Source organism: Pseudoalteromonas sp. MMG022 (assembly GCF_021654245.1).
GTDB classification, from domain to species: Bacteria; Pseudomonadota; Gammaproteobacteria; order Enterobacterales; family Alteromonadaceae; genus Pseudoalteromonas; species Pseudoalteromonas amylolytica.
Map to the genome: position 1 here is coordinate 156,537 of NZ_JAKFZQ010000004.1, position 23,797 is coordinate 180,333.

16 protein-coding genes are annotated in these 23,797 nt (G+C 45.2%); 13 read left to right on the forward strand and 3 right to left on the reverse strand.

The window, feature by feature from the left end:
* Positions 1–166: 166 nt before the first annotated feature.
* Complete coding sequence (locus L1070_RS05175) at positions 167–1,528, reverse strand: 5-methyltetrahydrofolate--homocysteine methyltransferase (protein ID WP_237124726.1); 1,362 nt, start codon at positions 1,526–1,528, stop codon at positions 167–169.
* Positions 1,529–1,767: 239 nt separating this feature from the next.
* The gene (locus tag L1070_RS05180; RefSeq protein WP_237124727.1) at positions 1,768–4,311 is read right to left on the reverse strand and encodes an Ig-like domain-containing protein; all 2,544 of its coding nucleotides are present in this window, start codon (positions 4,309–4,311) and stop codon (positions 1,768–1,770) included.
* Between the two features lie 320 nt (positions 4,312–4,631).
* On the opposite strand from L1070_RS05180, the gene L1070_RS05185 reads away from it, so the two are divergent.
* The 3 genes from L1070_RS05185 to L1070_RS05195 all read left to right on the forward strand — a co-directional run bounded on the left by L1070_RS05185 (position 4,632) and on the right by L1070_RS05195 (position 9,210).
* Positions 4,632–6,017: a DEAD/DEAH box helicase gene (locus L1070_RS05185; RefSeq protein WP_237124728.1), complete on the forward strand. Its 1,386-nt coding sequence runs from the start codon at positions 4,632–4,634 to the stop codon at positions 6,015–6,017.
* A gap of 108 nt (positions 6,018–6,125) precedes the next feature.
* Positions 6,126–7,322: a cation:proton antiporter gene (locus L1070_RS05190; protein WP_237124729.1), complete on the forward strand. Its 1,197-nt coding sequence runs from the start codon at positions 6,126–6,128 to the stop codon at positions 7,320–7,322.
* Positions 7,323–7,551: 229 nt separating this feature from the next.
* Positions 7,552–9,210, forward strand: a complete 1,659-nt coding sequence (locus L1070_RS05195) for an alkaline phosphatase (RefSeq protein ID WP_237124730.1) — start codon at positions 7,552–7,554, stop codon at positions 9,208–9,210.
* Positions 9,211–9,283: 73 nt separating this feature from the next.
* Here L1070_RS05195 and L1070_RS05200 read toward each other — a convergent pair whose 3' ends face one another.
* Positions 9,284–12,358: an EAL domain-containing protein gene (locus L1070_RS05200; RefSeq protein WP_237124731.1), complete on the reverse strand. Its 3,075-nt coding sequence runs from the start codon at positions 12,356–12,358 to the stop codon at positions 9,284–9,286.
* Positions 12,359–12,723: 365 nt separating this feature from the next.
* Here L1070_RS05200 and mraZ point away from each other — a divergent pair, with 365 nt between their 5' ends.
* The 10 genes from mraZ to murG are packed head-to-tail and all read left to right on the forward strand — an operon-like array spanning position 12,724 to position 23,772.
* The gene (gene mraZ, locus L1070_RS05205) at positions 12,724–13,182 is read left to right on the forward strand and encodes a division/cell wall cluster transcriptional repressor MraZ (protein ID WP_070983204.1); all 459 of its coding nucleotides are present in this window, start codon (positions 12,724–12,726) and stop codon (positions 13,180–13,182) included.
* A gap of 24 nt (positions 13,183–13,206) precedes the next feature.
* A complete protein-coding gene (rsmH, locus tag L1070_RS05210; protein ID WP_070983205.1) occupies positions 13,207–14,142 on the forward strand; it encodes a 16S rRNA (cytosine(1402)-N(4))-methyltransferase RsmH in 936 nt (311 codons plus the stop codon).
* Positions 14,142–14,465, forward strand: a complete 324-nt coding sequence (gene ftsL / locus L1070_RS05215) for a cell division protein FtsL (RefSeq protein WP_070983206.1) — start codon at positions 14,142–14,144, stop codon at positions 14,463–14,465. Before rsmH ends, ftsL begins: the two co-directional genes overlap by 1 nt.
* Positions 14,462–16,276, forward strand: a complete 1,815-nt coding sequence (locus L1070_RS05220; protein ID WP_070983207.1) for a penicillin-binding transpeptidase domain-containing protein — start codon at positions 14,462–14,464, stop codon at positions 16,274–16,276. The genes ftsL and L1070_RS05220 overlap by 4 nt, the downstream gene beginning before the upstream one ends.
* Positions 16,266–17,738, forward strand: a complete 1,473-nt coding sequence (locus L1070_RS05225) for a UDP-N-acetylmuramoyl-L-alanyl-D-glutamate--2,6-diaminopimelate ligase (RefSeq protein ID WP_237124732.1) — start codon at positions 16,266–16,268, stop codon at positions 17,736–17,738. Before L1070_RS05220 ends, L1070_RS05225 begins: the two co-directional genes overlap by 11 nt.
* Positions 17,735–19,126 (forward strand): UDP-N-acetylmuramoyl-tripeptide--D-alanyl-D-alanine ligase, encoded by a 1,392-nt coding sequence (gene murF, locus L1070_RS05230; protein WP_237124733.1) that lies wholly within the window; start codon positions 17,735–17,737, stop codon positions 19,124–19,126. The genes L1070_RS05225 and murF overlap by 4 nt, the downstream gene beginning before the upstream one ends.
* Positions 19,120–20,202: a phospho-N-acetylmuramoyl-pentapeptide-transferase gene (mraY, locus tag L1070_RS05235; RefSeq protein ID WP_237124734.1), complete on the forward strand. Its 1,083-nt coding sequence runs from the start codon at positions 19,120–19,122 to the stop codon at positions 20,200–20,202. Before murF ends, mraY begins: the two co-directional genes overlap by 7 nt.
* Positions 20,202–21,530: a UDP-N-acetylmuramoyl-L-alanine--D-glutamate ligase gene (gene murD / locus L1070_RS05240; RefSeq protein WP_237124735.1), complete on the forward strand. Its 1,329-nt coding sequence runs from the start codon at positions 20,202–20,204 to the stop codon at positions 21,528–21,530. Before mraY ends, murD begins: the two co-directional genes overlap by 1 nt.
* Positions 21,524–22,711, forward strand: coding sequence for a cell division protein FtsW (gene ftsW / locus L1070_RS05245; RefSeq protein WP_070983212.1), 1,188 nt, complete (start codon positions 21,524–21,526; stop codon positions 22,709–22,711). Before murD ends, ftsW begins: the two co-directional genes overlap by 7 nt.
* Entirely contained in the window at positions 22,708–23,772 is a 1,065-nt protein-coding gene (gene murG / locus L1070_RS05250) for an undecaprenyldiphospho-muramoylpentapeptide beta-N-acetylglucosaminyltransferase (RefSeq protein ID WP_237124736.1), read from the forward strand. The genes ftsW and murG overlap by 4 nt, the downstream gene beginning before the upstream one ends.
* Positions 23,773–23,797: the final 25 nt, after the last annotated feature.

Here is a 23,797-nt window from a genome sequence, read left to right on the forward strand (position 1 = left end):
AATTGCCAGCAGGCCAAAGGGTTATAAGCCGCAACGGATTGTACGCAGCAATGGATTGTATGTTGGTAAAAGAATTTGATTTACATTGTGATCTAAACAGAAGAAGTATTGAGGTTGGAGTGGCCAAGTAAGCAATATGCGTGGCCACTCATTTTTACTGCTGTCTCTAGTGATGCTTTTGTGTAGTTTCAGCAATGCCTAACCATGTAATTGCGCTAGGCGCAAAGCTCAATTCGATATCTGAGGTGATGGTCATGCTTTGTAGGTCAATCTGAACTACATGTTGTGCAATCGGGTCGCCAACATACACGTAGAGGCCATTTTGCGCGACCGTCATGCTGAACTGCATGCCGTCAGGCATAGCTGTAACATCTTGCTCTGAAATATCTAACTGAGAGTGTAATTCCCAGTGTGTATGACTGTTATGTTCATGGAGGCTAAGGACATTCAAGAAGCCTTGCTCATCCAGTACCAGAAAATGTTCGCCTTGGTGTGAAAAGCTGTAAGCAACAGGGTTGGCCGTTGGTTGCCATTCCAGCGCTTCCATTTCATTGGAATGCGGGTTAACACTGACTAAAATGGCAGGACCGCCACCGTGACTCGAAGCAATACCAATGAAGGCCTCACTTGCTTCATGTCCATATAAAGCGCCAATGCGTAGCTCACCCAGTTCATCAATATTTGCTATTTTATCAGCCTCATACTGATCACCATGCTGGTGGGCTATCAACACGCCATCACTACAACCAAAAGCCACAAAGTCATGGTTTTGCGCTGCGCCGTGTAAGTTCGGGCAGGTAACTTCTAGTAGTTGTTCCAACTCGTACGTACCTTCGTGACGGTGGTATACGCCGACCTGATCGGGCAGAATTTTATTTGCTGACGTGCTTTGTGCATCGTCGCGACGCACTGATGAAAGTAAGTGTTCACCTCGTGGTTCAGCCACGCCATGCATGTTGATATCGTAATTTACCGTTGCTAATTCAGAGGTCTCATTGGTGATATCAATGTCAGTGGCAACCTGTACTGATGCGGGCGTGCCTTGTTCGGTATTACCGTCATAAAAGATGGCCATTTGTCCATCGTGTTTTACAAGGTGAGTTGGCGCACTGCCTGTTAATTCATAAGCACTCATCAGCGGCGTTTGTGCATAATCGTGTTGATGCGCTACATGATCTTCACGCCACAGACCCCCGTCAATAAAACCTACGTAATTTTGATTGCGGCTATTAATTACCGCATAGCGATAGCTTGGGGAAGCTGTGAGTGTATTTGAGCTATGCGTCAGTGCAAAACTTTCCAGTAAATTACCATTGTCTAAATCAAAGATACTCAGATCTGCGCTTTGGCCTGAGAGGATAGCTAATCGGCCCATTGACTCTATGGCGTAATCACTATCGTTGTTACTTTCACTGGGTACTTCAACAGACTCCTTTTTAACTATTGTGGTTTTTACATCGCCACAGCCTGACAATATTGCCGTTACCACCGCCGCACCCAGTAGGTTCACTTGGAAAAGTTTGTGCATTTAACACCTCTTGAAATGTTATATTATATCAATTTGTGAGATGTTATACTGTATCAATTAAAACTTCAATGGATTGTTGTTTTTAGAAAGTTACGGCAACGGTGTATGTCAATAGGCGAAGATTTAGTTGGTTGATTGCTCGTTGTGTAGCTAGGTGAATTTAAATGCGGCTTATTAAAAAGGCATATTAAACTCAGGAATATGAGTTTAATATGCGCGTGTATGATTTTATGAGCAGCTTAGTGTGCTTGATTTAGCTGATCTAGTTTGTCGCCAATGGGTTTCGAGAAATTATAGCCATCGTATTTATCCCAGTTGATGGACCACGTCATCACCCCTCCAAAATTAGGGTACAACTTGCTCGGAACAATACTCGAACAGCTCACACCCTTGATTAAACAGTCTAATGCCGCGGTGATATTACCTATCGGCGCTTGACCGGAATTGGCTGATTGAGGGCCAGAGGGCAAACCAATTGCAACCTGATCATCGCGAAGTGGCATAAACTGAGTGCCATCGGCCAATTCAAAGCCTTCAATGAGCATCTTGGCATGTGCAACCATCATATTGATTGAACCCTCTGGCGCGCTGCCAGGCTCGTAAGGGTTGGGCAAACCCCCATTGTTGTATAGCTGTACATGCAATAGATCTAGCGTATCGCGCAGTTCATTGATAAGGGGAATATAAGCGCCCCAAATACCCGTGTAGGCAATCATGCCACCATGCACATATGGGTGTTCAGGGGCCATGGTCAGTACCATATCGCCACCAATATTTTGCTCAATCTGTTTCAAGGCTCTAGGTAAGCGAGCCTGAATTTGTGAGCCATGTACTAGGTTTGAACCACTTTCCAAGTCTATGTCTAAGCCATCAAAACCCCATTCATTGATGATATCGGTGAGACTGGCAACAAAGTTTGCCTCATCACTGTCGGTATTGAGTGTAATGGTCCCTTCAGCACCGCCAAGGCTTAACACAAATACTTTACCTTGTGCCTGCAGGTTACGCATATCTTGTTTGAATTGCACAGGGTCGATTGGTGGGCAATTTGAATGAATGTCTTTTTCAAACAGATTGAAATGAACAGTACCATTTGAATTTCGATCATTATCGGCAAAGGCAATGTCTATGATATCCCATGCATCCGACATTTGATTTAGCGGTATTGGGCAACCAGCTGGATTAACAAAATTGTGCCAGTAACCAATTAGCTTATGAGTTTTGCCAAGCGGTTTGTCTATGACTTTTACGCTGACACCAGCACTGCTCGCTTCATTGCCCTGATTGTCTTTGGCAATTGCAACAATCGTTTTAGCGCCTAGACTGGCAGGAGTATAAGGTGCAGCATATGGTGCAGTGGTATCTGTAGCGATAACCACCCCATCCACCGAGAAACTCACTTGAGTCACCTCGCCAACTAAAGCCGCGGCACTGGCTTTGAGTTGCACCGAGTTACCCAAAGTTATTTGTGTGCCAGCGGTAGGGGCCGTAATGCTGGCAACCAAGGGTTTATCTGTCACATTGACCACCTGTTCACTTATGCCTTGATGGCCCTCATTGTCGGTCGCAATCGCTTTAAGTGATACCGTGCCCAATGGCTGAGCTTGCCAATTCACGCTATACGGGGCTTGGGTCAGGTTGGCAAGCAATGTATTGTTTGCATAAACATCAACCTGTGCGACTTGCCCATCAGCATCATTGGCAGTCACATTGATTTCATATTGATTGCCCTGCAAGAGCGTACTGTTTGGTGCTGGCGTTACAAAACTAACGTCAGGTTTGATGGCACAGATACCTTGGTCAGTCCACGCTTCCTGCCAGTGCTGCCCCACGCCGGGTTCGTATGCCCACAGTGCTGTTGAGCTGCACCACGGGCCGACATCACAGCGGTATTTGTGGTTGTTATGAGAAACAACATCACCCGCAGCATAGGGTCCTCCCGCTTGATAAGCTGGGATGTTTGCACAGCCACCCGAATCTGGGTCGGTTACTGCTACAGTTACTTGGGCGCTTGCTGTTGCAGCTAAATCATCAGTGGCAACGACTTTAATTTGCTGCTCACCAACGCTTGCTACCCAGTTATACTCGTAAGGTGCGTTGCTATCAGTTGCCAATAAGGTGTTATTTAACCAAAAGCTAACGTCCTTGATTTGTCCATCTTTATCCTGTGCATCCGCACTGATCTTGATGGCTTCACCGGTTTTATATTGGCTGTTGTGGGCAGGGCTCAATAACTCGATGGTAGGTGGCAGGTTGGGCATACCATCTCGCACAAGCAGTGTGGCGATGTTACTCTTTTTGGTGGCACCCTGATCGTCCGTTGCCGTTGCACTTATTTGATACTCCCCCAAAACGCTCTGCCAGTTGACTTGATATGGTTCATCACGGTCTATGCCAATGGACTGGTCGTTAACAAAGAACTCGACTTGTACCACTTGTCCATCGTTGTCGCTTGCCTGTGCGCTAAAAACAGCGCTGTCATTTACTGGCAAAACAGTACCATCAGTAGGGCTGGTTAGAGTAATGTTTGGTGTTTGATTGCCGCCACATTGCCCCAGTGATTTCCAAACTGAGTAGGGGGCAGAATTGTTGACGGGTGATTCACCTCTGGTCCACCACTGTGCTTCAAAAGCACTATTTTGCTGTGTGACCAGATCGCCCTTTACATAGACTTCACTCGTATTCCAAGCTGATAGACCTGTACAGTCATAAGCGAATGCATGCATTGGCAAGGCGGATAGCCCTAGCAATGCTGACAGCATTTTTCTTTTGTTTAGGTTCATGATGTTTCCTTTACAGTTGTATTATTTTTGCTCAACGCAAAGCTCAGCATAAAGCTTAGGTACATGTTAATCAATTGTGATTTGGTTATAAGGAGTGAGGTTTTGAGCATAATGCTTGATATTCTCAGTACAATGCTGAGTAACTTGCTGCTATCTGTTATACTGAGTGTCTTGCCTATAAGGTGATGGTCGTCATCAGCTTTATGCATACACAGTTGGCTGAGTAAACATGCGCATACACGTTTTGTTACTCGGGCTTATGCCACTGTTGTGATCCTATCCTAATTGTTGAAGATAAGCCCCAACACATGAGAGTTTAAATGACATTTTCTGACTTGGGTTTATCTCCCGAAATTGTTCACTGTATTACCGAAAAAGGCTATAGCACACCCACGCCCATTCAGGCTCAAGGTATCCCAGCTGTATTATCTGGAAAAGACGTTATGGCTGCGGCGCAAACGGGGACGGGCAAAACTGCCGCTTTTACCCTCCCGATAATTGAACAGCTATTACATCAGCCGCGCCCTCATGCCAATCAGGCTTTGTCGCTGGTATTGGCGCCCACTCGTGAGCTTGCGCTACAAATTGCTGAGAACGTTGAAGCATATAGTCAGGGCACACGATTACGCAGTGCTGTTGTGTATGGTGGTGTTAAAATAAACCCGCAGATGATGCAATTACGCAAAGGGGTGGATATTTTAATCGCCACGCCTGGGCGTTTGTTGGATTTATATAGCCAAAATGCGGTTAAATTTAATCAACTGCGTACTTTGGTGCTGGACGAAGCGGACCGTATGCTGGATATGGGGTTTATCCACGACATCAAAAAAATTATTAAGTTGCTACCAAAGGAGCGCCAAAACTTACTGTTTTCAGCGACTTTTTCTGAGCCGATTCAAGCATTGGCAAAAGGGTTGATCATCGATCCGGTAGAGATTTCAGTTACACCCAAAAATGCCGCCTCAAAGACGGTGACGCAGTTTGCTTATGGCATCGATAAAGCGCAAAAAACTAAACTACTTAGCCATTTGATCCGCAGCAAAAAGTGGCAGCAAGTACTGGTTTTTTGTCGTACTAAACATGGTGCAAATCGTTTGGTGACTCAGTTAGAGCGAGACAAAATAAGCGGTGCAGCAATTCATGGTAATAAATCACAGGCCGCGCGTGTCAAGGCACTTAATGGCTTCAAAACGGGTGAGATCTCGGTGCTTGTGGCAACAGATATAGTGGCGCGTGGATTAGACATCGCTGAGCTTCCGTATGTTGTGAACTATGACTTACCAAATATTTACGAAGATTATGTACACCGTATTGGCCGTACAGGGAGAGCGGGCAGTGATGGCCTCGCGGTGTCGTTTGTGACATTAGATGATGCACCAGATCTATATGGAATCGAGCGTTTTATTGGTGCGTTGATCCCACGTGCACAAGAGCCTGGTTTTGAACCGACGCACCCAGTACCAGAAAAGGCACTGGATACACGCCCGGTTAAGGCTAAAAAGCCCAAAAAGCCTAAGAAACCAAAGCCTCATCAAGACCACCAAGCGGTGGATGCTAACAAGCGTCAACAAAATCCAGCTGCGAAAAAGGGTAAACCAGCGGGCTCTGGAAATGCCAAGGCGCAACAGGTTCGCTCAGCAATTGACAACCCAACCAATGCAAAGCCTAAGCGCCGTCGCTTTAAGCCTAAACCAAACAAGGTATAAACGCATATTGAGTTATTTGTCAGATTGACGCATGCTTAAGTGATTGACCAAACCGTCATTTGATGACGGTTTTTTTATATCCACTTTGGCAAGGTGTAAGGGAATCACATGGAAGATTATGCACTGGCTTGTATTGGTGTGGCGATTTTTATTTATTCAATCAGTGTACGTCAGCTAAATCGAGCTGAGCTAACGGGGCCGATTTGGTTTGTATCTTTAGGGTGTGTTCTTGGTTGGTGGTTTACCGATGCTTGGCATTTCCAGATTCAAGACAGTGCTTTAGTGCTGCCTATCATAGAAATCACCTTGGCTATTGTGCTGTTCAGCGATGCGGCAAAAACACGGCTAAGGGTACTTTTTCATTCCTACCAACTTCCCGTGTTAATGCTGTTAGTGGCGCTGCCACTGACTATGGCATTTGGCACTTTACTGGCACATTGGTTACTGGGGCTATCATGGCTACATGCGGCTTTGCTTGCCGTGATCATCAGTCCAACCGATGCAGCTTTATGCAAAGGGTTTATTACCAAAAAGAATGTGCCGGCCAAGTTAAGAGAAGCCATCAATATTGAAAGTGGCTTAAATGATGGTTTATGTATTCCTGTTTTTGTATTTTTGTTAGCGGTAATGGTGGGGCAGACGCAAGCAAGCTGGTTTGAGCTACTGGGCTTGTTCGCTAAAGAGGTGGGGATTGCGCTGTTGCTGTCGGGTGTGCTGACGTGGTTGGCGATTACCGCCATTGTCGCTGCCCATAAAAGGCATTTGTTTGCGCTTAACTCTAGCCCATTTGTATTTGTTGGTATTGCGATGGCTATATTTTCATGTACTCAATTACTTCATGGCAGTGGTTTTATTGCAGTGTTCGTCAGTGGCCTGTTATTTGATAGGTTCTATCAACATAGTTTTAAGGAGCAACTCATTGAAGACAGTGAACATATTGCTGACTTTGCCACGTTGTTGATATGGGTTTTGTTTGGCGTGATTGTTAGCCAAACCGTGCTATTAAATGAGCAGCCATCCGCGTGGTTGTATGCTTTGTTGGCGGTCAGCGTAACTCGTATCGTTCCTGTATTTATAAGTTTATTACCAACGAAAATAGATATTCAAGCGAAGTTGACGCTGGCGTGGTTTGGGCCAAAAGGACTGGCGTCAGTGGTCCTGACACTGATGCTACTACAAGCAAATATTGAGGGTACTGAGCTTATTGCACAGGTTGCGGCCTACACGATTTTGCTCAGTGTGTTTTTACATGGGCTCAGCACGCGACCTATTGCATTGCGTTTTCTTCAAAAGAAAAGAGATTAGGGATAAACGGTACTTTATTTTGTTTTGCTAAATAAAGTGCGCAGCCAAGTGAAAATAACTCACTGAAATATATTACTAATATTTCCAGCTATTATATTCCAACTTTAGAGTTTGCACTCAAATTGTCATTTTTTTGAAATTAAAAAGTCATTAATGTTCCTTAAGCTATGCCGCAATTTAATCAGTTGCGATTTTGGCAACTGAGCGCTCACGTTACAGGAAAAACATAATGAACAAAAAATTGCTTGCAGTAGCCGTTTCGGCTGTTTTACTCACCGCGTGTAATGACGACGACACCAAAACAGTTGAAGTTATTAAGGAAGTTGAAGTCATTAAAGAAGTACCCGTTACCCCGGTCACTTCTGTGAAAAACGTCATCCTGATGATTGGTGATGGCATGGGGGCTCAACAAGTTGGATTGTTAGAAGAGTATGCGCGTCGCGCACCTAACTCAACTTATAACACGCGTAGCAATCAAACGGCTTTATCAAAGCTTGCCAACAATGGACACTTAGGCCTATCACTGAACGCCCCTCATGGCGAAAATGGCAGTTTGGTAACCGATTCTGCATGTTCTGCAACACAACTGGCGACTGGTAAAGCTGCGGGTTCAGAAATGATCGGTTTGGATGATCAGGGCTACATCGTTGAAACCATTTTAGAAAAAGCGAAAAAAGCGGGTAAGGCTACGGGCTTGGTATCAGATACACGTTTGACCCATGCTACTCCAGCTGCGTTTGCCGCTCACCAGCCACATCGTTCTTATGAAGCCGAAATTGCCGTACAGATGGTAGAAAGTGGCATGGTAGATGTGATGCTTTCCGGTGGTGCTCGTGTATTCGTCCCTTCAGATATCAGCACGGATGAAGCCGATAGAAAAGTGATGGCCGATTTGGGCGCACCTGAAAGTGTCTATAAAAAGTCAAAACGTAGTGACGAGCGCAATATCGCTTTAGAAGCTAAAGAGCAGCACGGTTACACCTTAGCATTTGATAAAACGCAACTAGCCAATAGTGATGCCAGCAAGTTGCTGGGCTTATTTGCTAACTCTGGTATGGCTGATGGTATCGCATATAAAGCCTGTAAAGCAGATAACAGCTGTACACAGCCTTCGTTGAAAGAGATGACAGTCAAAGCGCTGGATATCTTGTCAAAAGATGAAGATGGCTTTTTCTTGATGATTGAAGGCGGTCAGATTGACTGGGCGGGTCACGCAAATGATGCCGGTTGGATGCTCAATGAACTATTAAAGTTTGATGAAGCCGTTGAAGCAGTATATGAGTGGGTGAAAGACCGCAATGACACACTTGTGCTTGTTACAGCAGACCACGAAACAGGTAGTTTTGGCTTTAGTTACTCAAGTCACAACAAACCAGATGCTGTGGCATTACCCGGTGATGGCATGAGAGGTAAGGATTATAAGCCTAAGTTTAACTTCGGTGGTTTAGAGATATTAGATACTCTCTATTCGCAGACTGGTACTTTCTACGATGTGATAGGCGAAGTAAATGGTAGCTATGATTACTCGAATGCCACAGATCAACAATGGAAAGACGCAATTGAGAAGTACACGCCTTACACCGTAACTTATGAGCAAGCTGCAAAAGTGAACGCGGCTGAAGATTTTAATAGCGATGGTTACCCGCTACCGAAATTTGAAGACTTCTCAGATTTCTATGTGTATGACACCGAAGACTTTACGGCTAAAGTTGGGCGCGTACTTGCGGCTCAACAAAGCGTAGTTTGGGGTACTGGTACTCACACATCTGCACCAGTACCTGTTTATGCATTTGGCCCAGAAGGCGTTACTAAACAGTTTTCTACCATGCAACACCATGTTGATATTGGCCAGAAAATGATGGTAGCACTTGGCCTTAGTCAAGAGTAATTAATCTCAGTAGAGGTGAATTAAACAGCAAGTTCCCTTGGATCTTGGCCACCGTTGGGTGGCCTTTTCATTTTTAATCATTGGATAGTAAAGCGAGGAGGCTTTCTTCTGGCATCGGTTTAGCGTAGTAATAGCCCTGCCCAAAATCACATCCTGCCTGCTGTAAGAGCTGATGCTGAGCTTGTGTTTCAATGCCTTCAGCGATGACTTGCAAGCCTAACTGGTGCGCCATCATGATCATGGCCTCGCACAGGGCTAAATCATCTTTGTTGTCAGCAATACCATCCACAAAGCGTTTATCAATCTTGATGTAATCCGTATCCATTTGCTTGAGATAAGCCAATGACGAGTAGCCAGTGCCGAAGTCATCTAACGCCAGCGAGAATCCTTGTGCGGTGAGGTTATTGAGCCTTTTCTGTGTTCTTGGCTGAGCATTCATCATTAGCCCTTCTGTGATCTCAATCACAATGTCATGAGGTGCTAAATTATGCTGTTCTAGATGTATATGCCATTGGTTTAAATAGCAATGCTTCGATGTGAACTGTACCGGAGAGACATTGATACTGAGTTGTAAGTTTTCGCCGCTCTTTCTCACTTTGCCTAAAGTCTGGCAAGCTGAGGCAAAAATGAACTCGCCAATTTTATGAATCAATTGTGTCTCTTCGGCTAATGGAATAAATACATCGGGGCTGACTAACCCTTTCTGTGGGTGCTGCCAGCGGATCAGTGCTTCAGCCTTTTCTATATTCAGGGTATTAAGGTTAACAATGGGCTGATAATAAAGACAAAACTGTTGATGTTGCTGCGCAATACGTAAGTCTTTGAGTAGTTTCATGCGGTTTTCAGCTTGCTCACGCATGTCATTGCTAAAGAATGTATAGCCACTGCGACCCTGCTGTTTGGCTTGATACATGGCTTGGTCGGCCGCTTTGAGTAAGTGTTCACTGGTGTTGCCATCTTTTGGCGCACGGGCAATTCCGATACTGGCACTAATATGACAGGATTCATTACCAATATTGATGTTTGGTTGTAGCTGTTGCAACACTTTATCGGCAAGTTCAGCAAGTGCCTCATCATCCAAATAACGGGTGACCAACACAAATTCATCACCGCCAATGCGTGAGATCAGACTGCACAAAGGGCTGAGTTGGGTCAGTCGGTTAGCGACTTCCATCAACAGCTGGTCTCCGTAAAAGTGTCCTAGCGTATCGTTAATATCTTTGAAGTGGTCCAAATCAAGCAACAAAATGGCCAGTGCCTGTTTGCTTTGCCCAAGCCTGCTTTTAAGGTGGCGCTTCAGCTGGGTTCGATTAGCAAGCTCAGTGAGCTGGTCATAGTGTGCTTGTCGCCAGATCAATTCATCCTGTTTTTTCTTTTCAGTTATGTCGGTAAAAATTGCAACGCGGCGATAGGGCTCATTGTTGGCGTTGTAGACGCTATTAATCGTCAGCCACTCGGTGTATAGCTCGCCATTTTTACGGCGATTGACTATCTCACCTTGCCAGTTGCCATCTTTGTCTAGTTGCTGCCACATCTGCTCGTAAAAAGCTTGCTCATGTTTGCCAGAGGCTAAAATGGCCGTGGTTTTACCGATCACTTCCGAACGTTTAAATCCTGTTACTTGGCTAAAGGCCGGGTTGGTATCAAGAATGTGCCCATTAGCATCGGTGATCACCATACCTTCACTACTGTTGTTGTAAACTAACGCCGCGAGGTTGATGGCTTCTTCTTGTTTTTTACGCTGACTGATATCACGGATCACTACGATTGCTTGTTGGTAATGCGTAATCGGGCTAAGACGACACTCGTACACATGTCTGTTTTGGTTGTCATGCAATGAAAACTCAAGTTGACAATGGCTATGTTCATTTAGCTTAGATAGCTCACTCATCAAACGTTTGTAGATATGTTCAGGAAACATGTCCTCTAATTGCTGTGCTTGCTTGGCGAATGTGCCATGGCGCATTAATACTTTGCCTTGTTTACTGAGCCGCAGGTAACTGTCGGGCATAGATTCGAGCAGCGCACTAAGTTCTGCATGCTTATGTGACAGCGCAGATTCAATATTCAGGCGAATATTGGCCATTTGCTCAAACCTCATAGCAATGGCATTAAATTCAGGGGTTTGTGATTTTTGTGACCAACGCACTGGTAAACCTTGAGAAAGCTCTTCAATCGCGTCAACGAGATTTTGCAACGGTCGTAAAATAACGCGTTGCAGATTCCAGTGGGCTTGCCACATTAATACTGCGATAGCGAGGAAAAATAGCAGTAAAATGATTGCCACTTCTTTATTGGCCTGAGCTATGGCCTGCTCAAACGGTAGAGAAACATGGACTGTCAATGGATTAGGAGTACTATCTTTAGTAAGTGGCAGGGTGAAGTAAATACGTCTATGCCCGTTATCGTCATCTAATATTTGTGCTTGGTTTGGATTGATCTGCGGCCAGTAGTCATCACTGTGGGTGCCTAGTAATGCTTGGTTAAAGGGAGAGTGTGCAATGATATTGTGATTTGCATCACTGAGCATAACCTGACTGTTTTGTGGCAGCGGCAGCTTGGCCAGTGCTTGGCTCCATTTATCCAGCGGTTTTACCGCAACCAATACGCTTTTCAGTACCCCTGCGTCATTAAAGATTGGCATGGCAAAATTGACGGTAGCGCGATGCACAGAGCGGTCCTGTTGATAGTGGCCTATCGCAAATTGATTAGTCGAGAGTACTGTTTGAAAATAATCTCTATCATTGATGTTGATTGAACGTGTGCCTGTTTGTAGTGAGCACATTACCTGCCCATTCAATGCAACAATGCCAATATTGGCAATATCATTTGATAGGATCTGTGCATGATCCAGCAATGGAGGGCATTGGCCCTGTGTGAAATCACGAACGGTCACTTGCTGGGAGAGCTTAAGTAATAACGCCTTGGTGTTATTAATTTCTGTGCTCTGTACTGCAACAATATGCTGAGCAAGCAGCAGTGCGTGGTGCTCACTTTGTTCTAGTATTTCGGAACGTTCATCGAGTAACTGAGCCAGTATCACCAATAAACCCGGGATACAAATAAGAAATAGCAGACGATAAAAACGTTTTGGTATTGATAAATTAGAAATAATCACACCCAGAGCGATGATTAAACAACAACGCATAATACTAAACTGTGAGCTTTATCGCCAAGTAGTTGGGAGTTTTTTATTAATTATTAGCTGGTGAGATTGAGCGTTAGGACGTATTTTTGCTCAGTTTTGGAAGAATTTTTTATTTTTCCTGCTGCTAAATTCCTGTAATTTTTCTGTTATGAAGTCGTAGTTTTTCATTGTTCCCACTTTTTTCCACCGAATTCATAGACTTTCGCGAAACCCGCATTTTTTCTGGTCTCAAAAGCCATATACCGCCCTATATTTGCTTGACATAAAGTGCTGTCAAGCCCTAGACTGTAGTATTGTGGTAAAAAGTGGTTTTTAGTGGATCAAATTGGATCTTGAGTACTAGGCAGGTTGGGGTTGGTTTTTTAATGTTCAAAGGTGCAAGCTCACTGAGCTTAGATGACAAAGGGCGTTTTGCGGTACCAACGAAGTATCGTCAACAACTGCTGTCAGAAGAACAGGGCGCACTGATCTGCACTATTGCTATTAACGAACCATGTTTATGGTTGTACCCCATGAGCGAATGGTATGAAATCGAAGCTCGCTTACAAAAACTATCCAATATGAATCCCAGAGCAAGGCGCTTACAGCGTATGTTGCTGGGCCACGCTACTGAATATCAATTAGATAAGAATGGCCGCATTTTGCTAGCACCTTCATTACGAACTCATGCAGGGTTAAGTAAGAAGATCATGTTGGTAGGGCTGTTGAATAAGTTTGAGATCTGGGACGAAGATCGTTGGCATCAACAGATGCAACTTGACACTGAGCTTGAGCGAGGTGGTGAATTTGAGTCTTCCCCAGAACTTGATAATTTCTCGCTGTAACAGAAAGTAAGGCAAAATTTGAGCATGACGGCGCAATTTCAACATGTGTCGGTATTGATGGCAGAGACGCTAGAGGCGCTTGCAATCAATCCACAAGGCATATACATCGATGGCACATTTGGTCGAGGTGGTCATTCAGGGCAAATTTTGTCACGTTTGGGTGAGCAAGGTCGCTTACAAGCCATCGATCAAGATCCGCAAGCCATAGAAGCTGCGAAAAAGTTTGCTGATGATAGCCGCTTTTCAATAGCACACTCGCGCTTTTCAAATATCAAAGAGGTTGCTGAGCAAGCGGGTTTATTGGGGAAAGTTGACGGTATTTTACTTGATATAGGAGTGTCTTCACCGCAGCTAGATGATGCACAACGTGGCTTTAGTTTTATGCATGATGGCCCGCTGGATATGCGTATGGATCCAAGTTCAGGGCGCAGTGCGGCACAGTGGCTTGCTGAGGCGGATCTGGAAGACATTACATTTGTGATTAAAAAGTACGGTGAAGAAAAATTTGGTCGCCGTATTGCACATAAAATCGTGGAAACGCGCGTTCACACTCCTATTACAACGACTAAGCAGCTTGCTGAATTAGTTGATGACGCTGTGCCAGTGAAGGACAAGCATAAGCACCCTGCAACGCGTACTTTTCAAGCTATCCGTATTTATATCAACAGCGAATTGGAAGAAATTCAAACCGCATTACAGGCGTCTTTAGAGGTGTTGAAGCCAGGAGGACGTTTGGTGGTGATCTCGTTTCATTCACTGGAAGACAGAATTGTGAAACAGTTCATCAAGAAGCAGAGTAAGGGAGAAGCGATGCCCAGAGGTCTGCCTTTAACTGATGCACAACTTAAACAAAATCTGACGTTAAAGGCAGTGGGCAAAGCCATTAAACCAAGCGCAAAAGAGGTCGCGGAAAACCCAAGGGCAAGAAGCTCAGTGTTAAGAGTGGCGGAAAAGCTTTAATGAACAAACATATAGACAGACAGCCAAAGCTATTCGTTGAGATCATTCAGGGGTTACTTGCAAACAAGTTGACCCTGTTTTTGCTGCTATCTATTTTGGTTACTGCTTTGGCGGTTGTTCAGGTAACGCACCTGACAAGGACACAGTTGATCAGTCAGGATGAATTACTACAACAACGGGATGAATTAGATTTAGAGTGGCGTTATCTAGTTGTTGAAGAGGAATTTTACTCTCAGCACGCGCGCATTGAGGAGATAGCCAAAACACAACTCAATATGAAGCGTCCAACCAGCAAAGATGAGCAAGTGGTGGTGTTACAGTGAACAATAGAGGAAAAATAGTCACGAGCCTAATCACCTGGCGTTTTGCTCTGGTGTGTTGTTTATTAGTTTTGGTATTTATTACACTTGTGGCACGTGCCGCCTATTTGCAGGTGATAGAGCCAGATAAAGCGCGTGAAGAGAATGCCAAACGTACGGTAAGGGTAGAAAAGCTCAAAGTACAACGGGGCATGATCTTTGACCGCAACGGCAAGGAGCTTGCCGTGAGCGTGCCTGTGGTTAGTGTCTATGCGGACCCATTAGCGTTGGATAAATCAATCGCCAAAAAAGTGTTAAAAACGGCACGTAAAAATGGTGAAGACCACAAAGCGCTGGCTGATAACGAACAGGAAATGGCGCGCCGTAAACAACAATGGTACGAAAACGAATTACGTTGGCGCGAATTGGCGGATGTACTACAAATCAAAAACTCGGATGTAGATACACGCTTGCGCAACGATCCCAGCAGGCGCTTTGTGTATTTAAAGCGTCAAGTCACTCCGGCGGTTGCTAATTATATTCGTCAACTTGGGCTGCCAGGTATTCATTTACTTGATGAGTCAAAACGTTTCTATCCAAGTGGTGAGGTAACCGCTCACATACTTGGTTTTACTGACATTGATGGTAAAGGCATTGAGGGCGTTGAACGTTTATTTGAAACTGCACTCACTGGCGCTGAAGGTAAGCGCACCATTCGTAAGGATGCACAAGGTCGAGAAGTACAGGTGCTCTCCGAAGAGCAGCGCGTGGAACCTGAAAACATCGAGCTGAGTATTGATTTACGTATTCAAGCCATTGCTTATCGTGCGCTCAAAAGTGCGGTGCTCAGTTATAAAGCGACCTCAGGCTCAGCGATGGTCGTTGATGTTAAAACTGGGGAAGTGCTGGCAATGGTTAACAGCCCAAGTTTTAACCCCAATGATATGAGTGATGCTGCACCTTATAAACGTAGAAATCGAGCCATCACCGATTTATTTGAACCTGGCTCAACACTCAAACCACTGGCTGTACTGGCGGGTCTTGATTATGGCGCAATTGAAGCTCAAGACACGGTTGATACCTATCCTGGATGGATGCGCTTAGGGGGCAGTTTAGTACAAGATACGCGTAACAATGGCGAGATGACGTTGCGTGAGATATTGAAGATATCCAGTAACATGGGAGTGGCAAAAATCAGTCAAATGCTGCCCAAAGATTATATGGTTGGCTTATATCAAAAAGTGGGTTTTGGTGAAGATACTGGCACTATGATGGTGGGAGAAAGTAGCGGATTGTTTTACCCCAACAGACGCTGGTCAGATTTTGAAATAGCAACATTAGCCTATGGTTACGCGGTATCCGCAAGCACCGCACAGATAGCACGTCTTTATTCACTATTTGGGTCTGGTGGTGTGCTAAGACCGCTGACAATTTTAAAGCAAACAAGCCCACCAGAGGGAGAGCGTGTTTTTGCTGAGGAAGATGTTCGTGCTGTGGTTGAGATGATGGAGTCCGTATTTGAGCGAGGTGGCACCGCTGAGAGTGTTAAAGTAGATGGCTATCGTGCCGCTGGTAAAACAGGTACTTCAAAAAAAGCAATTGCAGGCGGCTATGGTGATGAATATGTGGGGTACTTTGCAGGTATTGCACCGGTGAGCGACCCTCGTTTAGCGGTTGTAGTGATGGTGAATGAACCCGGCGGCGATGTGTATTATGGTGGTCATACATCTGGCCCTGCTTTTGCAGAAATTATGTCTAATGCATTGCGTATTTTAAATGTAGCGCCAGACAAAGAGCGTGTAGCCTATATTTCGGAGCTTGGTAATGAGTCGTGATATTAGCCAAGTGTTGAAATGCTTTAACGTACAGTGCTGTGGTATCGTAGTGGCGCATTTACGCTTAGATAGCCGCCAAGTAAATGAAGGCGATGCATTTGTTGCATTGCGCGGCCATCAACAAAATGGCGAAGATTATATTTTATCCGCACTTGAGCGCGGTGCTGTTTGTGTGTTGATCGATGAAAGCAGTGAAGTTGAAGTGGATGTGGATGAAACATTACTAGTTCGCGTACCGAACTTGAACGCTCACATTGCCAAGATAGCCGCACAGTTTTATCAGTATCCCAGCACGCGAATGTGCACAGTTGGCGTAACGGGCACTAATGGTAAATCCACAACCACCACTATGATTGCCAATTTGGCGAAACAATGTGAACACCCATCCGCAATTATCGGGACTCTGGGTTATGGCCAACCTGAAAGCTTGACGCCGCTTGCAAATACCACCCCCTCCAACATAGACTTGCAACGCATCCTAGCCCAACTCGCACAGGACAATAAGTTAGTGGCAATGGAGGTATCTTCTCATGGTTTAGTACAAGGTCGATTAAACGAAACGACCTTTGATGTTGCGGTATTTACTAATCTTTCTCGTGATCATCTGGACTATCACACAGATATGGCAAGTTACGCCGAGGCCAAATTATCTTTATTCCAGCATCATCAACCAAAGTTCAGTGTACTCAATGCTGATGACGAATATGCACAGCAGTGGCTAAATAAGTATTCATTCAACAACCTAGTGGTATACGGCAAAAAGCCGCAGAGCCACGCTTTTAAAAACTTTGTATGGTTCGATGATGTGAAGTGTGATGCGCTGGGTTTTGAGGCCACAATCAGCAGCAGCTGGGGTAAAGGTAAGCTACGTGCGCCACTGTATGGTTTATTCAATATTTATAATTTAACTGCGGCTGTTGCAACGTTACTGACACAAGGCTTTGCATTAGATAAGTTACTTGCCGCTGCAGAAACGCTGCAACCTGTTGCAGGTCGTATGCAAGCGTTTCGCGTTGCTAATAAGCCAACTTGCATTGTAGATTATGCGCATACACCCGAAGCATTAGAGTTAGCGTTACAAGCTTTACAGCAGCATGTGCCGGGCAACGTGATGTGCGTGTTTGGCTGCGGCGGTGACCGAGATAAAGGCAAACGACCACTAATGGCTCAGGCGGTGGAGCGCAACGCCGACCAACTGGTGATAACCAGTGACAATCCTCGCAGCGAAGACCCTAAGCAAATTATCGATGATGTTAAGGCTGGACTCAGCAATCCACAGTATGCTGTGTGCAAAATTGATAGGGCAGAGGCCATCCGCTATGCCATTGAACACACACCAAAAGATGGTGTGGTGTTGGTTGCGGGTAAAGGGCACGAAGATTATCAAATAATTGGAGACCAACGTCTGCCATTTTGTGACAGACGTTATGTGGAAGCAGTTTTACGGGAGAAAAGTGCATGATCAAAGTAGATTTGGCTTGGCTTGCAGCGGTACTTGATACTCCCTTAAATGGGAAAAATTTGGCAATTGCCAATATCAACACAGATACCCGAACCATCAATAATAATGAAGTTTTTCTTGCGCTTAGAGGGCCGAATTTTGATGGCCACCAGTTTGTTGAGGAAGCGAAAAAAAGCGGTGCAATAGCCGCGATAGTTGATACACCAGTTGCTTGTGATATCACACAATTAGTTGTACCAGACACTCGCTTGGCACTTGGAAAGATTGGCAAAGCGGTCATTGATAAAGTAGCCCCAAAAACCATAGCGATAACGGGTAGTGTTGGCAAAACAACCGTCAAAGAGATGTGTGCGGCCATTTTAGCGCGCAAAGGTAAGGTACTGGCAACAAAAGGCAACTTCAACAATGATATTGGCGTACCACTGACGTTACTGCGTTTGTGTGAAGACGATGAGTTTGCAGTCATTGAGCTGGGCGCGAATCACATTGGCGAAATTGCTTATACAACGTCACTGACCAGTCCGGATGTTGCTGTTGTGTGCAATGTCGCACCTGCGCATATTGAAGGATTTGGCTCTATTGAGGGGGTCGGAAAGGCCAAAGGTGAGATTTTTTCTGGATTAAAAAGTGGCGGTGTTGCTGTTTTAAATTGCGACTGTGAATTTGTTGATATGTGGCAAGAGGGTTTACATGACGTAACCACTAAGCGCTTCTCCCGCAGCCAAAACTTAGATATTTGGGCCGAAGAGGTTCGCTTGAACGACACCGCTCATGCTAGCTTTCTACTATATACACATTCTGAAAAAGTCCCTGTACAGCTTGCCTTGCCGGGTGAGCATAATGTCACTAATGCCATCATTGCCGCTGCTCTAACGACCGAGCTGGGGGCGACATTAGATGATGTTGCAGCTGCGCTTGAGGGGATGTCCCCAGTTAAAGGGCGGGTGAATCTAATTAAAGCGTCTACCAAGCTTAACGTGATAGATGATACCTATAACGCTAACGTGCGTTCGGTAAAAGCAGCCATCGATCTACTCATGCAGATGCCTGGATACCGTATTTTAGCACTCGGTGATATGGGAGAGCTTGGTGAGCAGGCGCGTGAATATCATCAAGAAGTTGGTGAGTATGCTCAACAGCAAGGTATAGATGCGTTGTATTCACTGGGCGTACTAAGTCGCCACAGCAGTGACGTGTTTGACCAACCAGAAAGACACTTTTCAACGAGAGAGCATTTATTAGAGGCACTACAGCAAAAATTAAACACACAGGATGGGATATGCACTGTGTTAGTCAAAGGCTCACGAAGCTCACGTATGGAATTATTAGTCAAAGAATTAGTAGGCAGTGACCATAACTCAGGCACTGATGGGGCCTCAGCATGTTAGTTTGGTTAGCGGAATATTTAACTCAGTATTACAGTGGCTTTAATGTCTTTTCATATTTGACCCTAAGGGCGATTCTGGGAATTTTGACGGCGCTGTTCATTTCTTTATATTTTGGCCCCAAATTGATTGTGGCTTTGCAGAAAATGCAAATTGGTCAGACTGTACGCGATGATGGTCCACAATCACACTTATCGAAATCAGGCACTCCTACGATGGGAGGGCTACTGATATTGGCTGCGATTTTTACCAGCACGCTATTGTGGGGCGATCTAGATAATAAGTACGTTTGGGTAACGCTGTTTGTGGTTGGAAGTTTGGGGATTGTGGGTTTTGTCGATGATTACCGCAAAGTGATCCGAAAAGACAGCAAAGGCCTAATAGCCAGATGGAAATACTTCTGGCAGTCGGTGATTGCGATTTCAGTGGCAAGTTATATGTATTTTTCTTCCAATTCAGCGGCAGAAACGACCCTAGTCGTTCCGTTTCTCAAGGAGGTTATGCCGCAACTCGGGCTGTTTTACTTAGTGATGTGTTACTTCGTGATTGTTGGCACTTCAAACGCAGTAAATCTGACGGATGGTTTAGATGGGTTGGCAATCGTACCCACTATTTTGGTTGCGTCAGCGTTGGCGATCATCGCTTATTTAACAGGTAATGTGAATTTCTCAAATTATCTACACATTCCTCATATACCCTTAGCCAGTGAATTAGTCGTGGTCTGTACCGCTATTGTGGGTGCTGGGTTAGGTTTTTTATGGTTTAACACCTATCCGGCACAAGTGTTTATGGGCGACGTAGGCTCACTGGCGCTAGGTGGCGCATTGGGCATTATTGCTATTTTGGTTCGCCAAGAGCTAGTACTGATGATTATGGGTGGTGTGTTTGTGATGGAAGCCTTGTCGGTGATCCTACAAGTGGGTTCATACAAACTACGTGGACAACGAATATTCCGCATGGCACCGATACACCATCACTATGAATTAAAAGGATGGCCAGAGCCCCGTGTTATCGTGCGCTTCTGGATTATTTCTATCGTTCTGGTACTTGCCGGACTTGCAACATTGAAGATTAGGTAATGCAGTATTTAAACGCCATCAGAAATAAAAACATTACTGTGCTTGGGCTGGGGGTAACTGGCTTAGGTATAGTGCGTTTTCTGCTGTCACATAATATTGTGCCACGCATTGTGGATAGCCGTCCTGTGCCGCCTGGCGCACAGTGGCTTGCTGACAATGAGCCTGATTGTGAAGCGGTATTTGGTCCTCTGGCTGAAGCGGGTTTATCGAGCGCAGACATGATTATTATCAGTCCGGGGATCGCGCTGTATGAGGCCGCTGTTGCACAAGCCATTGCCGATGGCGTTGAAGTGATTGGTGATATTGAGTTGTTTGCACGCCTAAATGACAAGCCGGTGGTTGCGGTGACAGGCTCAAATGGCAAATCTACCGTTGTGACGCTGGCGTCTCAAGTATTGAATAAAGCAGGGATAAAAGTTGGACTCGGTGGCAACATTGGCACCGCTGCGTTGGATCTTTTAGACCAAGATGTTGATGTATTTGTACTAGAGTTGTCTAGTTTTCAACTTGAGACCACTCACAGCTTAAAATGCGCCAGTGCAATGATTTTGAACATTACCGAAGATCATATGGATCGCTATCCAAACTTTTCGGCATATTGTGAAGCTAAACAACGTATTTATCAGCATACAGAGCATTTGGTGTTCAACGCTAACGATGAGAACACATTTAGTAACTGTCAGCTAGGTGTCAGCGTGGCATTGGATAATGCCGATTACCAGCTTGTGACACATGATGGTGAGCGTTATTTTGCTGCTCATGGTAAAGCGCTGCTACCTGTTTCGTGCATGAAGTTGCAAGGCAACCACAACCAGTTTAATGCGTTGGCTGTCATGGCCTTACTTGCGCCATTTTCGTTGCCACTCGCTGCATTTGAACAGGCCTTTAGTGAATTTAAGGGGCTTGACCACCGCTGCCAGCTTGTGGCGGATTACAAGGGGATCAAATATTTCAATGATTCTAAAGCGACAAATGTAGGAGCAACGGTTGCTGCGTTGGAGAGCTTAGCGACCAAAGAGGGTAAGATCATCTTGATTGTCGGTGGCGACGCAAAAGACGCCGATCTTACGCCACTAGCTGGCCCTATGGGCAAATATTGCAAAGCGATATATGGTTTTGGCAAAGATGGCTCGTTGTTTTTATCTATGCATCGCAACAGCCACTTGGTCGCGACATTAGAAGATGCGGTTAAACAAGCGCAAGCCATCGCCAGCAATGGTGACTGTATTTTACTCGCACCCGCGTGTGCCAGTATCGACATGTACCCAAATTACATGGCACGAGGCGAAGAGTTTTGCCGCTTAGTCGATGAGGTGACCAGATGCTAGCACTGTCACAACTGAACCTAAACTTTCAATTTAAGCAGTCCAATGCGCTATACGACATCCCACTGTTATATGCCATGTTGTGTTTATTGGGCGTTGGATTTGTGATGGTGACGAGTGCTTCAATGCCGGTGGCTGAAAGGTTATTTAATAATCCTTACCATATCACCATCCGCCATGCGGCGTTTTTGTGTATGGGGTTTGTGTTGTTCTGGATTAGCACCAGCGCGCCTATGACGTGGTGGAAACGGTGCAATCCCTATTTGCTGCTTTTTGGTCTGGGGTTACTGGTGCTGGTGCTGTTGATAGGCCGCGAGGTAAATGGGTCGAAGCGTTGGATCCCGGTCGGGCCTGTGGGAATTCAAGCCGCTGAGTTAGCTAAATTGTTTTTCTTCAGTTATATCGCGGGCTATCTAGTGCGTAAACGAGAAGAAGTTCAGGAGAACTTGAAAGGCTTTGCTAAGCCTATTGCCGTATTTTCGGTGTATGCATTTTTGATTTTGATGCAACCAGATTTAGGTACTGTGGTGGTCATGTTTGTGACGACCGTAGGGTTATTATTTTTGGCAGGGGCAAAGTTGTGGCAGTTCTTTGCCTTGATCCTCACTGGTGTTTTATTGGTAGTGTTACTGATCATCTTTGAGCCTTATCGAATGGCCCGAGTCGTAGGTTTTTTAGAGCCTTGGGATGACCCTTTCGGTAAGGGATATCAGTTAGTTCAATCACTTATGGCGTATGGGCAAGGCGGATGGTTTGGTCAAGGTTTGGGTAATAGTGTTCAAAAATTACAATATCTGCCAGAGGCACATAATGACTTTATTTTTGCAGTCATTGCAGAAGAGCTGGGCTTTGTTGGTGTGGTGAGTATTATCCTGCTGCTGGGCACTTTAGTGTTTAGGGCTTTGTTGATAGGTCAAAAGGCACTCAAAGCAAACAAGGAATATGAAGGCTACTTTGCACTGGCGATTGGCATTTGGTTTGCCTTTCAAACCATGGTGAATATTGGTGCTAGTGCAGGGATTTTACCGACAAAAGGCTTAACCTTGCCCTTTGTTTCTTATGGCGGTTCTAGTTTATTGGTGATGATAGTGGCTGCAGGAGTATTACAGCGCGTGGATTTTGAGACCAAAATGGCTAGCAAGCAAGCAACGTCGAGAAGTGGTGCTCGTGGAGGTAAACGATGAGTAAGCGTTTGCTGGTTGCTGCAGGCGGAACTGGGGGGCATATATTCCCAGGTATCGCGGTTGCGAATGAATTAAAAGCCCAAGGCTGGGAAATTTCTTGGATTGGTACTGAAGATCGTATGGAAGCCCGAGTGGTACCCAACAATGGCTTTGAGATTGACTTTATTAAGATAAAAGGGGTACGCGGAAGTGGTATTAAACGCCTTCTAACAGCCCCTTTTATGGTGATCAAAGCTATTTTCTCGGCTAGGCAAGTAATTAAACAGCGCCGCCCAGATGTGATACTCGCAATGGGCGGATATGTGACGGGTCCCGTAGGGGTTGCTGCAAAGCTGACGGGCACACCTTTGCTGATCCATGAACAAAATGCTGTAGCAGGGCTGAGCAATAAATTGCTGTCGAAAATTGCAAACAAAGTTCTGGCGGCCTTTCCGAGTGCCTTTGGGCAGGCTCAGGTCGTGGGCAATCCAGTTCGTCATTCGGTGGCAAACTTAAGCCCTAAGACTGTATCGAAGCAAGTAAATTGTTTAGTCGTTGGCGGGTCGCTGGGTGCAAAAGCGCTCAATGACACATTGCCAAAAGCATTTGCACAACTAATGAATGATGCCTCGTTACCATTGGCTATTAGACACCAAAGTGGTAAAGGCCATAAAGCGCAATTAAACAAACACTATGCGCAGTTGAAAATTAACGCAGAAGTAGCTGAATTTATTGATGATATGGATACAGCCTATGATTGGGCAGACATCGTCATTTGTCGTGCTGGCGCATTGACTGTCAGTGAAATTGCTGCAGCAGGAAAAATGGCGTTGTTTGTGCCTTATCCTCATGCGGTTGATGACCATCAAACGGCCAATGCGGCATATTTGGTTGATCAGCAAGCAGCACTACTGTTGCCACAAAGCGAGCTAAGTGTAGAGTCGGTTTGTGCATTGTTGTTGCCGTATGTACAACAGCCAGAGCGCATTGAACAGTTGGCAATACGCGCCAAGCAATTAGCAAAACTTGATGCCACATCAGCAGTGGCAAAAGTATGTGAGCAATTAAGCTCGCGAATTTGAATTTATTAATATTGAAGAGTAACGC